Genomic DNA, 12778 nt, shown 5'->3' with positions numbered 1-12778 from the left:
AGCGAATGCACCCATGGAGAATCCGTCTCAGCTGATAGATGCGAGGATCGAAGAGCTCGGTGACTGGCGGGGCGAAATGCTCGCTCACATCCGAGCTCTCATCAAGAAGGCCGACCCGGATGTGGTCGAGGAATGGAAGTGGCGAGGAGTTCCTGTCTGGTACCACGCCGGAATGATCTGCACCGGTGAGACGTACAAGGAGATCGTCAAGGTCACCTTCGCCAAGGGAGCCTCACTGGACGACCCGTCGGGCCTGTTCAACACCGGCCTCGACGGCAACACGAGGCGGGCCATCGACATCCACGAAGGCGACACGATCGACGACAAGGCGTTCATGGAGCTCATTCACGAAGCCGTGGCACTGAACACGGCCTAGGTCCGCGAACACCGGGCGTCGGACAGGTACTCACGTACCTGTGCGACGCCCGGGATCGCTGCGTGTCAGACCCAGCGGGCGAGGAGCTGGTTGGCACGCACCGCCAGCGCGGCCTGCAGCAGCGGACCGAAGCTGACCCGGCCGACCCCGAGGTCGGCGTAGCTCGCCTTCTCACCGCGCACCGGATCGGCGATCGCGTTGACCGGCAACGGCAGCTCCGAGGTCAGCCGCTGGTACACCTCGTCGCTGTGGAACCCGACCGGGTACAGCGAGTCGGCACCCGCCTCCGCGGCCAGCTTCAGCCGGGCGATCGCGCGCTCGACGCGATCGGACTCGTCGCCGACCTGCTTGATGAACAGGTCGGTGCGGGCGTTCACGACGATGTGCACCCCGGCGGCGTCCGCCGCCCGTCGCAGCCCACCCACGAAGTCCGCGTGTTCCTGCGCCTCGCGCAGCCTGCCGCCCTCGCTGTGCACGGTGTCCTCGATGTTGAGCCCGACGGCGCCCACCTCGATCAGCCCGCCGATCAACCGTTCGGGGGTCTGCCCGTAGCCGGACTCGATGTCGACCGAGACCGGGACGTCGACGGCGGCGGTGATCTGCGCGACGCGGGTCAGCAACTCCTCGAAAGTCATGCCCTCGTTGTCGGGCTTGCCAACAGAGTCCGCCACCGGGTGGCTTCCCACCGTCAACGCCGCAAACCCGCCCTGCGCGGCCAGATTTGCCGACCAGGCGTCCCACACCGTCGGCAGGATCACCGGATTGCCGGGCTGATGCAGCTGCAGCAGGGCGGTCGCCTTGTCGCTGATCGAAGTCATGCGCGCTCCTCGCGTCGTAGTCGGTAGTCATGATCCTGGCATGCACAGGCCGCTATCGCCCGGTTGCCGCCGCGGCGGGGCGCGGTCGGTTAGCGTCGGCAAATGCCTGTCGAACCCCGCGAAGTCCTCTCGGCGCTGTCCGCCCTGTTCGGCGGGGCGCTGGCCGCGTTCGTGCTGACCAATCCCCCTGGCGGCGGCTGGGCGATCTACACGTCCGAACGCGAGCTGAGCCGCTGGCTCTCCAGCCAGCCGACCGGGATCGCGGTGGGAGCCGTCGTCGCGGTGCTCGCATACGCCGTGCTGCAGCGCAACGGATCCCGGCGGATCGCCTGGATCGCCATGGCCGGGGCAGCTGCCGTGATCCTCGGCGCGCGGATCGCCGCTCCTGGGATCGGCGGAATCGACGCACTGATCGCCCTGCACTACCTCAAAACGGTGGCCGCGGGCGTGATCCTGGGCGCTGCGGTCGCGACGGTATGGGGGCGGCGGGCCGGCCAGCTCGCGCTGACCCTCGGCGTGCTGGCCACGTTCCTCACTGCCCGCGCCTTCGAGCAGGTGTTCCCGGCGCAGACCACGTCGTCGATCGGCGAACCGTCCTGGTGGCTGCTCGGACCGACGCTCGTGCTGGCGGTGGCGGCCGCGGCAGTCGCCGACGGCTCCACCCGGATCCAGCGCGCGACCGGGCGCGACCTGCGCCTCGCGCTCGCGGCCGCGGCGTCGATCGCGCTGGCCAACCGGGCGCTGCTGTTCTGGATCGATCGGCAGGACTACACGTCGCGGGTCGGCTCGTGGGTCGTCATCGGGATCTCCATGGCGGCGGTCGTGGCACTCACCTGGTTCGTCGCGCGGACGATCGAGGTCGCCGACGGCCGATTCCTATTGGCCGCAACGGGTGTCGCGGCGGCCTCGATGCCGGTGCTGGTTGATCTCGGTGGGCCGTTCCCCGGTATCGAGCACTGGCAGGCGATGCTCGTGGGTGCGGTCGCGGTCGCGCTGGGCCTGCGCCTGTCGATGACGTGGCGGTCGACGATCGGCGGGCTGTTCGTGGTGGCCCTGATCCCGCTGGTCGGCGCGATCTGGCCGGATCTCGGTCAGGACGGCCCGATGCTGCTGGTGCGGCTGGCCGTGCTCGGAGTCGGTGCGGGACTGGCGTTCGGGTCGTCGCAGCCCGGCACCGCGGCCATCGCCGCGGTGGGGCTGGGGATCCCGTTCGTGTCCATGGTCTTTCACGCGGCGGCGACGGTCTTCACCGGCACGGTCGCGTACGGCGGTTCGTTTGACGGTGCGTATGCACCGCTCACCAGCGATCCCATGAACGAGCCGTTCGAGGCCATGCTGGGGATCAGGCGCGAGCCGACGTTCACCGGCGCCGGCTTCGTCGACATCTTTGACATCCCTGCCTACGACGACCGGGTCGCGGGCATCGCCCTGCTGATCGCGGTGCTGGCCTGCGCGATCGGCGTGCGCGCACTGGCACGGCCGACGGCCGCTCCCGAGCAGGCGGCGGAGTGATCGCGGACCGCAGGTGGACGGCGGTTCTCGATACGGCCGCCGCGTTCCTCGTCGCCGCGACCGGCGGGTGGGCCCTGGCTGCGCCCGTGGCCGAGCAGATCGGCATCGCCGGGACCGAGAGTGAGCTCCGTCAACTGATGACCAGTCGGCCCCTCGCCGCCGCCGTCGGCCTGGTGCTGGCTGTCACCGTCGCGGGGGTGTTGGCGCGACGGGGCTCCCGCGCCACCGCCTACCTGGTGGCGGGTTCCGGACTCGCGGTGCTGTGCCTGGGTGCGCTCGTGAATACCCATGCGCACCAACTAGAGTGGCTGATCAGCCTGAACTTCCTGGCCGGAATCGGGGCAGGCCTGGCGATGGGCGGCGCGGCCGCGGTCGCGGTCGATCGGTACGTGGCGGCCGCGCTCGCCGCGGGGGCCTTCGCGTCCTTCCTGCTGGCCGACCTCACCGCGAATCCGATCCCGTATGGCGAGAGCTCCGACTATCAGGGCTGGACCGCGTACAGCCTCCCCGCCACCGAGGGCACCATGGTCACCGCCCCTCCGTGGTGGCTGCTGCTGCCCGCGCTCGGGCTCTGCGTGGCGGGCGCCGTTCTCGCGAGGGGTTCCGCGACGGCGCCGGCGGAATCGTCGCGGCGTCCTCTGTACGCGGTCGCGATCGTCGTCGTCGCCGGGCTGGCGAGCAACGCCGTTCTCGCCGAGCACCGCGGCGACTGGTCCGTCGCGGCGCCGGTGCTCGCGCTGCTGCTGGTCGGGATCGTCATCGCAGCGTTCCTGCTCGACGGCCGCGACGGGGTGTTCCTGCTGACGGCCACCGCGGTACTCGCCGCGGCCGCGCCCGTCGTCGTGGGGGTCGCCGGCGAGTGGACCGGGATCGCGATCATGGCAGCGCTGCTCGTCGCGGGCGCCGCCGTCGGAAGTCGCTGGGCGAAGCCGACTCTCGGACTCGTCTTGCTGGCGGTTAACGCCGCGGCCGGGGTGGCCGGTCTCAACGATGCGTGGGCCATCGAGGGGATCCGGTACCTCGCACTGGCGCCGATCGCAGGCTACGCACTCGCCTCGGCCGTGCCGCGGCGAGCGGCATCGATCCCGGTCGGCCTGTCCGTGTTGTTCGTCCCCAGCGCGCTGACCGTGGCCGGGCAGAGCACCTCGAGTGTGCACTGGGACCAGCTGTCGGTGTTCGACGACCTACCGCGCGGAATGCTCGGATCCATGCCGCCCGACCCCTTTGCGCTCAGCCTCGCGATGACGCTGGTGATCCTCGCCTGCGCCGAGGCCGCCCACCGGCTCCGTCGGCGCGACCCGTCACCCTTGTCGTAGCGGCCGCATGCTCCCCGCCATCGGCGAGGAGCATGCGGCGCACTCACACAACCGCGATTCGCACCGACCCGGCACGGCTGGAAGCCGACACCCAGGCCGTCTTCGGGCTATCGCGGCGACCGGCTCTCACGAACCGACCTTCCCTCAGGCCTCCATCCAGCCCCTGCGCCGCATCACGAGATACAAAGTGCCGCAGAGGGTCGCCAGTGCCCCGACGAAGAGGGGCCATCCGTACAGCCACTTGGTTTCCGGCATGCCGCCGAAGTCGCTGAAGTTCGAGGCGTAGATCCCGCCGAGCGCGATGGGCACGATGCCCACCGCGAGCCACCCGGAGACCACCCGCTGGCGCCTGGTCTCCTTGACCAGGCCCACCGACTTGTGGTGTAGCTCCGCGAGCCCCGCCCGGTACTCACGGACACCCACGAGAAAGGCCCGCAGTTCCTCGGTCGTGCACCGTTCCAGGTCGCGGGTGCTCAGCCCGCGCAGACTGGCGGGGATGTGCTGATTCGTCATGCGCTTCCTCCCTTCCGTGCTTTCTCTGCTCGCCTACCGGCTCACAGCCAGCCCTTGCGGCGCATCCCGAGATAGGTGGCCAGCGCGCTGGACGCCAGCACGCAGAGGAAAATCGGCCAGCCGTAGTAGAACTGGAGCTCCGGCATGTGCTCGAAGTTCGAGCCGTACAGCGACCCGAGTGCACCGGGCACCACCGCGACCGCCGTCCACGCGGTCACCCGGCGGGTCTGCTCGGTGACCTTCAGCTGGTCGTGGGTGATCTCACAGATCTCTTCCATCTCTCTGTTGAGTCCGCGCAGTTCAGCGGTGACATCGCGCAGCAGCCCCACGTTCTGGGCGCTCGGCGCCATCGGGTCGGCGGTCGTCTGCGCGTAGTCGTTGGTCGGCGTCGTGCTGCTCATAAAGAGTCCTTCTTTTCGCGGCATCCCGAAGGGCTACGCGGTGCGCGGCAGGGCGGCGCACGGGCGCCCCCGGTGCATGCCTCGATGGGAACGTATTCGCTGGAGGTCGGGCGGTACGGCACGCGTCGAGGCCGCACGGCCCGGCGGTCGAGGGTGAGCGAGAGCCCAGGCACGACCGCATGGCTGTGTTGAGAGCGTGGTCTAGAGAAAAGAGGGCGCGAGCGCCGCGTAACCGATCGGCGAGGCACATGGGTCCGCAGGACGGGCCCCGCACTCGGTCGACATGCCGCAGTGCATCCGACGGTGCCGTCAAGCGGCACCGGCGCGTTACTACCGGGCGTCGAGCGGGATCGGTGACGTGTGCGCCACGGGTCTCGGACCAGGCACGCCTACCACCTCCCGCATGTCGAGAGCGCGGGCTCGTCCCCGCGCCTCAGACACGGTAAACGAAGAGCAAAGTAATGGCAAAATCAGCCGCGGGCGGTCTTGGCCGTCTCGACCTGCTCGTCGGTCAGTGGCGCCAGAGGCAGCGGCGCCCGCTCAGTCCCGTCGGCGCGCATCCCGTCGAGCACCAGCGCGAGGTAGCGACGCCAGGTCTCGGGCGAGACCGGCCGGCTGAAGTCGATGACCGCGTCGAGCATGCAGCTGACCGCGAACAGGTCGTTGACCTGAATCTCGGGGCGCAGCGCACCCGATTCCTTCGCTCGGTCGACGAGCTGCTGGATCGCCGGTGTGATCCGCTGCCGCGCGCACGCGACCTGCTCACGGCCCTCGTCGTTGGTGAAGAAGACATCGCCGAGGCCCCTGCTCAGCGACATCCACTCGCTGGTCAGCCGGATGAAGTCGACCAGCGCGGCCCAGGGGTCCTCGCGACGCAGTGCCGCCTCGGCCGCCTCGGCGATCTGGTCCATGCTCTGCTCGAAGACACCGTCGACCAGTTCCTGCTTGCAGGTGAAGCGTCGATAGACGGTGCCGACACCGACCTTGGCGTGCCTCGCGACGTCGTCGAGCGTGATGTCGATGCCGCGGCTCGCGAACAGCTCCATCGCGGCGTCGAGGATCTTGCGTCGGTTGCGTTCGGCGTCGGCGCGCAATGGTCGTGCTGCTGGGGCGGTACTCACAATCGTCGATTCTGCCATTCCGAACTCTGCCATCAGGGGATTTGTCGTAGCCGCGAAACTAAGTGGAGACAACTCCTCCGCTTAGTGCTACCGTTCCCTAAGTGGAGATTACTCCTCCACTTCAACCTCCACCACATTCACGAGGCGAGGCTCGCTCATGACCACGACCACGACCGACCGCCCGCTGACCGGGCCGGGAGACACGACACGGGAGCACCGACTGCGCTGGCTGATTCTGGCCGTCATCGGCCTGGCCCAGCTGATGGTCGTGCTCGACGCGACCATCGTGAACATCGCGCTGCCCGCGGCGCAGCAGGATCTCGGCTTCTCCGACGCGGACCGGCAGTGGGTCGTCACGTCCTACGCGCTGGCGTTCGGCAGCCTGCTGCTGCTCGGCGGCCGACTCAGCGACCTGTTCGGGCGCAGGAACACCTTCGTCATCGGCCTCGTCGGCTTCGCGGGCATGTCCGCGCTCGGCGGCGCGGCGCTGAACTTCCCGATGCTGGTGGCCGCGCGCGCCGGTCAGGGCGTCTTCGCGGCCCTGCTCGCGCCCGCTGCGCTGTCACTGCTGGCCACCACCTTCACCAAGCCGGACGAGCGGGCCAAGGCGTTCGGCGTCTTCGGCGCGGTCGCGGGGGCAGGCGGTGCGGTCGGGCTGCTGCTCGGTGGGATCCTCACCGAGTGGACGTCGTGGCGCTGGAGCCTGTACGTCAACCTCGTGTTCGCGGCCGTGGCGCTGGTCGGCGCGGTCCTCATGATCGCCCCACATCGGTCGGAGCACCGGCCCAAGCTCGACATCCCTGGCACCATCACGGTCTCCGCCGCCCTCTTCGGCATCGTCTACGGGTTCTCGCATGCCGAGTCCCACGGCTGGTCCGACCCGATGACGATCACCTGGCTGGTCGCGGGCGCCCTCCTGCTCGCGGCGTTCGTGGTCATCGAGACTCGCGTCGCCCACCCGCTGCTCCCGCTCCGGATCGTCCTCGACCGCACCCGCGGCGGGTCGTACCTGGCGATGTTCATCACCGGCTCCGGCATGTTCGCGGTGTTCCTGTTCCTCACCTTCTACCTGCAGACGGTGCTGCAGTACACGCCGATCGTCACCGGCGTTGCCTTCCTGCCGATGGTCGCAGGCATGGTGGTCTCCGCGACCACCTCGACCGCCGTGCTGCTGCCGAGGGTCGGACCGCGGGTGCTGATGACCACCGGCCTGGTCGTCGCCGCCGTCGGGCTGGCGGTGCTCGCCCAGATCGAGGTCGACAGCTCTTACGTGACGATCATCCTGCCCGGGCTGGTGCTGCTCGGCCTCGGTATGGGCATGGTGTTCGCGCCCGGCATGCAGGGCGCCATCACGGGCGTCGACCCCGACGACGCCGGCGTCGCCTCCGCGACGGTGAACACCATGCAGCAGGTCGGCGGATCGATCGGCACCGCACTGCTGAGCACCGTCGCCGCGACCGCGGCCACGAGCTTCATGAACGGGCGGGTTCCGTCGCAGGAGAACGCGGCCCTCTCCGCCGTGCAGAGCTACACGACGACCTTCTGGTGGGCCGCAGCGATATTCGTTGTCGGCGCGGCGATCTCGGCGTTCCTGCTCCCGCGCGGTCTGCTGCCCGCCCCGGCAGAGGGCGGTCAGCCGGCCATGGCGCACTGAGCCCGACGCCTGCCTCGTGACGCACGGTGACCACGCCACGCTCCCGTGGCGTGGTCACCGTGCGCCGAGCCGAACACGAATCTGCCACCTCGCCTTGACCTCGGCCATGGTCGAGGTAGCAAGATCTTTCCCATGCAACGTGCACTCGTACTCGGTCCTGGCGGTGTCGTCGGTACGGCGTGGCTGGCCGGACTGGCCGTCGGCCTTCGCCGGGCGGGCGTGGACCTGACCGAAGCCGACGTCATCATCGGCACGTCGGCGGGCGCGATCATCGCCGCGCTGCTCGCCACCGGCCAGGACCCGGACCGCCTGGCCACCCGCACCAGATCCGGGAACGGCTCCGCCGATCCCCGCAGGCTTGCCGAGGTGCTCGCCACTCTCCAGAACCCCGCACTGGAGCAGGACGAGAAGCTGCATCGGGTCGGGCGAATAGCCCTCACCGCCGACGTGCCTTCCGAGGAAACCCATCTCGACCGAACGGCCACCCTGATCGCCGCCCGCGACTGGCCCGAACAGCGCCTCCTGATCACCTCGGTCGACACGGAATCGGGCGAACCCGCGATCTGGGACCGACACGGGGGCGCCTCGCTGGTGCAGGCCGTCGCCGCCAGCTACGCGGTGCCCGGCCTCTACCCGCCCATCACGATCGACGGCCGCCGCTACATGGATGGCGCCTTCCGCGCCGGATCCGATGCGGACCTGGTGGCGGACGCGGACACGGTGGTCGTCATCGAGCCGCTGGGTCACCTCTACCCCAGCGGGGCCCCTCTCTCCATCGCCCCCGACCGAGCCACCCTGGACGCCTTCGGCCCCGATCTGCATGACATGTCGTTCTGGGAGAAGTCTTTTGAGGCCGGACTGCGGCAGGCGGTGCCGGCCGTCGACCGCATCGGTGGGCCGTGGAACGGCAACGACTGACGAACCTGATCGCGCAGGCGCCGCTATCCCTGGTACTCGGATTCGAGCACCAGGTCCCTGAGCACCCGCTGGTACTCGACGTGGGTGGGGTGCTCCTTCGACCGCCACCGCACGCCCTCCTCCGAGCGCATGTAGGCCAGGTAGTCGGGGGCACCGGGGAACCTGACGTTGTCCGCGACCACCAGGCTGCCTGGGTGCAACCACCCCTCGTCCACGATGCGGAGCAGGTCCGGCAGGTAGGCACTCTTGAGATGGTCGACGAACACGAAATCGACTGTGCCGGTGTCGATACCGTACTCATCCCGCAGCCGTGCCACGGTCTCGCCACCGTCCCCGATCGACCCGACCACCGAGGTGATGCGCTCGCCCACTCCCGCGTGCTCGAAGATCCGCCGGGCGATCGCCTCGTTCGCCGGGTTGATCTCGACGGTGCAGATCGTGGCGTCCGGGGGCATCACCCGCGCCATCCGCAATGCGCTGTACCCGCAGTACGTCCCGAGTTCGAGCAACAGCCCGGGCCTGGCACGCCGCACCGCCGCGTCCAGGATCTCGCCCTTCTCGTCGCCGACGTTCATCAGGAAACTCCTGGCGTGTGCGAAGTCGTCGATGGTGCGGATCACGTCGTCGATGTCCCCGCGACGGGCCGTCGCCGTCACGTACGCGGCCAGCGCCTCCTCCCGCCCGTCACCGACCTGCCCCTCGCCGAGCAGGCGCCTGGCGCCGAGCGCGAACCGGATCACCGACCACCGCAGAAACGGCACTGGCTTTCCCGCCAGCCGGTTGGCGATGACCGCCGCGCCGAAGAAGGCGGCGGCGAACGTAGCGAACGCTGCCGATCTCGACGTCATCTCTGCCCCTTCGCCGGCCCCTCGTTCAATCGTCGACCCCGCGGCGGCACTCGGCAACCGCGCGCCCTCACCCGTTGGCGGCCAGGAAATGGTCCATGCATCGCTCCGCGACCGCGGTGATGGTCAGCGAAGGGTTCACCAGCGCCGTGGAACCGGGGATCAGCGAGCCGTCGACGACGTACATGTTGTCGTAGCCGGCGACCCGACCCTCGTAGCTGCACGCCCGGCCCATCACCATGCCGCCGAGGCCGTGGAAGGTCGCCGCGCTGCCGAATCCGGCGAGCCGCGGATAGACCGGGATACCGTTCGCCGGGTACCCGTGCGCCACATCGGCGCGATCGTGGAACCGGCCTGCGAACCGCCGCCCGCGGGCATCGACATCGCTGTCGGCCTCGCCGTGCGGGTAGTTGAGTTCGGCGCGCCCGAGCGCGGGGTTGTAGTCGATGGAGCCCCGCTCGCTCGTGATCAGCTGGATCAGGTTGGTGCTGGTGTTGCCGCCCGCGATCTCCGGGAACGGCGCCGCCTGCCACGACATCGCGACCGTCCCGTCGGGGGTGTCGTCGTCATAGAGGGCCGCCACGCCAGGGCCCGCCTGCTTGGCGCCGTACTCGCGGCGTGTCAGGGTGCGCGAGATGAGGAAGTCGCCGTTGTTGCCGAAGCCCTTGCCCACGTGCTCGTTCAGCCTCGGCAGCGCGCCCTTCGCCTTCGCGGTCACCAGCAACGCGCTGGTGTAGAACGAGCCTGCCGCCATGAAGAGGTAGTCCGCCACCAGGCGCTTGTGCTCGAGGACGGTCCCGTACTCGTCGATGCGCTTGACTGTGATCTCGAAGCCGCTGCGCCCCTGCGTCTCCCGGATCTCGACGACCTCGTGCAGCGGCAGCACCGTGACGTTCCCGGTCGCCTCGGCCCTCGGCAGATAGTTGTGATCGACGCTGTTCTTCGCTCCGGAATTGATGCCGTACGGGCCCTCCCCGACGGTCACCGACGCGCGCCGTGTCCCGGCCAGCTCTGCGCGCACCAGGTCCCAGTCGACGCAGAAGTCGTGGAAGGAGGGCTGGCCGCCGTAGTCCGCGACGTCGGCGAGCCATGCCCGCGCGCCCTTGTAGGCGGGGTGGGCGAGCAGGTCGGCGGGCAGCGGCGAGGTGCCGAGCGACGCTCTCGCCCGCGGGTAGTACACCCGGTCCAGCTCGCCGTAGTCGATCTGCCGCGGGAAGACCTGCTCGAAGTCGCGCCGCCGCGGCTGCGGGGTGTAGGTGCCGAACACCAGCGACCCACCGCCGACGCCCGCGCCGTAGACCGAGTTGATGCCGTTGCCCGTGACCTCGTCGACGACGCCGACGTAGCGCTGGATCGGCTGCAGCTGGGTCAGCGGGTTGATGTACGGCCGGTCGTGCAGCCAGGACGCGCGGCCGTCCGGCGCGTCCAGGGTGGCGAACGTGTTGCCCGCCGGATCGATCGGCCAGCGCCTGCCGCGCTCGAGGACCGTGGTCTCGATGCCCGCCATGCCCAGCCGCAGGGCGGCCACCGCGCCGCCGAAGCCGCTGCCGACGACGATCGCGGTCTTGCCGCCCGGCGGCGCGGCCTGTGCCGCGGCGGTGTGGGTGGCGAGCGGGCCGAACGCCGCGGCGCCAAGGCCGAGCGCGGCACCGCGCAGAACGGTACGACGGGACAAGCGAGGCGAGTCCATCTTCGGAATCTAGTCCTCGAGGACGCGGGCGGGAGGGGGAATCGTCGGGCGCCCGAGCTCCGGGTCTACCCCATTCCGTTGCAGAAGCCGCTGGGATTGTGGTAACAGCCGCCCAGATTGAGCGCGAGGCCGATAGCCGAAAGGAGATCGTTGGTGATGTCGCTGGATCCGGCCGCCGCGTTGGATCCGGCCACGGAAGTGACGCCGAGGGACCCGGCGGTCGGGGTGGATTCGGCGGGGGTGGCCCCCGCAAGGCCAGATCCGGCGGCGAGGCCGCCGGCGAGCACGGCCGACGCGACGACCATGGATGCGATACGACCGATCGTGGGACCACGCATGTATCAAGCTCCGTTCAGCAGGTGATCAGATGGGGACGCGTCGCAAGCGTCGGCTTTCGCCGATCCCGAATACGCTGCGCGTCACCCTACTGCCCACAAAACGATCCGATACACGAATCCATATATACTGCGGCACTGAATGATTCGTTAAACACAATGAACAGCTCGGCGCCCGGCATCGGCGTGGACCCAAAGGGAAATCGTCAGGGGCCCGCGCCGTCCTCGAAGACGGTGTCGAGCACCCGCCTGCCCCGCGGGCTCAGCCGGTAACCGACCTCCAGGCTCTCGGTGAGGCCGAGTTCCTTGAGCCTGCGCACCCGGATCTTGAACGGCTGCCGCTCCATCGACATCGCCTCCGCCAGCTCGGTCGAGACCACCGCAGGCCGTTCGCCGATGAGGCGCAGGGTGGCCTCGGTCCAGGCCCCGTTGGCGTCCATCCGCGCCAGCCGCCGCCGCAGCTTCTCGAGTTCGGCCACCGACAGCTCGGCGTTCTCCCGCAGCGCCTGGCGTGGATCGGCGCCGCCGTAGCGCAGCGCGATCCGGAACAGGATCGGACCGTGCGCCTTCTTGTCGACGAAGGCGAGCAATCTCTCGGCCGACGGGAACCCGGCCGCCTCGGCGTCGGCGTCCGACACCTCCGTGGGCGCGATCTCCTCGACCGCATCGAACGCGATCACCCCCACCGCCGTCCGCTGGCTCGACCCCGCCCGCACCCGCGCCCGGTCCCACCGCCGGAACGCGAGCGTCACCGCGCCGGATCTGATGCCCTCGAGATGCTCGGCGGTGAAGATCACGGGTCAGTCCACCAGGCCGAGCGCCTGCAGCCGCTCGAACACCAGCCGCGAGCCGGGCGCGGTCTCCGGCATCGCCGCGTACTCGTCGACGGTGAAGTAGCGGAGCTCGGCGATCTCGCTCGTCGCGGTCGGCTCGTCGGTCAGGTCCGCGAGGAAACATGTCATGTGCAGCCGGGTCCCGGCCGGATGTCCGAAGGCCTCCGCCTCGAACACGCCGAGCGTGCTGAGCGTGCCCTCGACGACGCCCGCGTCGAGCTCCTCACGAATCTCCCTGTGCAGGGCCTCTTCCGGGGTTTCGCCCGGGTCGATCTTGCCGCCTGCCATGTAGAAGGCCGACTTGCCTGCGGAACGGGCCTGCAGCATGCGGCGGTCCCGGATGTGGGCGAGGGCGACGGTCCTGATCTCGGCCATTGCCTGAGAATAGGCGGCTTCGCCGCCCGTGAGTCCTTTTGGCCTGCGGGGCGACGCAAAGGACTCACGGG

14 protein-coding genes are annotated in these 12778 nt (G+C 69.6%); 5 read left to right on the top strand and 9 right to left on the bottom strand.

Translation table 11 applies throughout. The features are described from left to right. The first annotated feature begins 13 nt into the window (after window positions 1-13). On the top strand, window positions 14-376 hold the full coding sequence (locus ACWFRB_RS22610) for a DUF1801 domain-containing protein (RefSeq protein ID WP_452643485.1): 363 nt from the start codon (window positions 14-16) through the stop codon (window positions 374-376). A 65-nt stretch (window positions 377-441) separates the two neighbouring features. On the opposite strand, the gene ACWFRB_RS22605 is transcribed toward ACWFRB_RS22610, so the two are convergent. Next, window positions 442-1194 carry an isocitrate lyase/PEP mutase family protein gene (locus ACWFRB_RS22605; protein WP_452643484.1) on the bottom strand — a complete coding sequence of 251 codons (753 nt, stop codon included), beginning with the start codon at window positions 1192-1194 and terminating at the stop codon, window positions 442-444. A gap of 102 nt (window positions 1195-1296) precedes the next feature. On the opposite strand from ACWFRB_RS22605, the gene ACWFRB_RS22600 reads away from it, so the two are divergent. Continuing rightward, window positions 1297-2706, top strand: coding sequence for a hypothetical protein (locus ACWFRB_RS22600; protein WP_452643483.1), 1410 nt, complete (start codon window positions 1297-1299; stop codon window positions 2704-2706). Continuing rightward, window positions 2703-4022 carry a hypothetical protein gene (locus tag ACWFRB_RS22595; protein ID WP_452643482.1) on the top strand — a complete coding sequence of 440 codons (1320 nt, stop codon included), beginning with the start codon at window positions 2703-2705 and terminating at the stop codon, window positions 4020-4022. Before ACWFRB_RS22600 ends, ACWFRB_RS22595 begins: the two co-directional genes overlap by 4 nt. A gap of 144 nt (window positions 4023-4166) precedes the next feature. Here ACWFRB_RS22595 and ACWFRB_RS22590 read toward each other — a convergent pair whose 3' ends face one another. From ACWFRB_RS22590 to ACWFRB_RS22580, 3 genes are all read right to left on the bottom strand, one after another. Next, window positions 4167-4535, bottom strand: a complete 369-nt coding sequence (locus tag ACWFRB_RS22590) for a hypothetical protein (protein ID WP_452643481.1) — start codon at window positions 4533-4535, stop codon at window positions 4167-4169. 41 nt (window positions 4536-4576) lie between these two features. Then, on the bottom strand, window positions 4577-4936 hold the full coding sequence (locus ACWFRB_RS22585; protein WP_452643480.1) for a CorA family divalent cation transporter: 360 nt from the start codon (window positions 4934-4936) through the stop codon (window positions 4577-4579). A 470-nt stretch (window positions 4937-5406) separates the two neighbouring features. Continuing rightward, window positions 5407-6057: a TetR/AcrR family transcriptional regulator gene (locus tag ACWFRB_RS22580; RefSeq protein WP_452643479.1), complete on the bottom strand. Its 651-nt coding sequence runs from the start codon at window positions 6055-6057 to the stop codon at window positions 5407-5409. A 157-nt stretch (window positions 6058-6214) separates the two neighbouring features. Between ACWFRB_RS22580 and ACWFRB_RS22575 the strand changes: the two genes are divergently transcribed. Together ACWFRB_RS22575 and ACWFRB_RS22570 are read left to right on the top strand one after the other, a co-directional pair. Next, window positions 6215-7711, top strand: coding sequence for an MFS transporter (locus ACWFRB_RS22575; protein ID WP_452643478.1), 1497 nt, complete (start codon window positions 6215-6217; stop codon window positions 7709-7711). A gap of 132 nt (window positions 7712-7843) precedes the next feature. Beyond that, window positions 7844-8629, top strand: a complete 786-nt coding sequence (locus ACWFRB_RS22570) for a patatin-like phospholipase family protein (protein ID WP_452643477.1) — start codon at window positions 7844-7846, stop codon at window positions 8627-8629. A gap of 23 nt (window positions 8630-8652) precedes the next feature. On the opposite strand, the gene ACWFRB_RS22565 is transcribed toward ACWFRB_RS22570, so the two are convergent. From ACWFRB_RS22565 to ACWFRB_RS22545, 5 genes are all read right to left on the bottom strand, one after another. After that, the gene (locus ACWFRB_RS22565; RefSeq protein WP_452643476.1) at window positions 8653-9477 is read right to left on the bottom strand and encodes an O-methyltransferase; all 825 of its coding nucleotides are present in this window, start codon (window positions 9475-9477) and stop codon (window positions 8653-8655) included. A 67-nt stretch (window positions 9478-9544) separates the two neighbouring features. Next, window positions 9545-11164, bottom strand: a complete 1620-nt coding sequence (locus ACWFRB_RS22560) for a GMC oxidoreductase (RefSeq protein WP_452643475.1) — start codon at window positions 11162-11164, stop codon at window positions 9545-9547. A 65-nt stretch (window positions 11165-11229) separates the two neighbouring features. After that, a complete protein-coding gene (locus ACWFRB_RS22555) occupies window positions 11230-11502 on the bottom strand; it encodes a hypothetical protein (RefSeq protein ID WP_452643474.1) in 273 nt (90 codons plus the stop codon). Window positions 11503-11705: 203 nt separating this feature from the next. Next, complete coding sequence (locus ACWFRB_RS22550; protein WP_452643473.1) at window positions 11706-12296, bottom strand: hypothetical protein; 591 nt, start codon at window positions 12294-12296, stop codon at window positions 11706-11708. A 3-nt stretch (window positions 12297-12299) separates the two neighbouring features. Further along, window positions 12300-12707 carry an NUDIX hydrolase gene (locus tag ACWFRB_RS22545; RefSeq protein ID WP_027501263.1) on the bottom strand — a complete coding sequence of 136 codons (408 nt, stop codon included), beginning with the start codon at window positions 12705-12707 and terminating at the stop codon, window positions 12300-12302. Window positions 12708-12778 lie beyond the last annotated feature (71 nt).

This window comes from Rhodococcus sp. NPDC055112 (assembly GCF_053607505.1).
The sequence above is the reverse complement of the archived record's forward strand: the minus strand, read 5'-3'. Positions and strand labels throughout refer to the sequence as shown.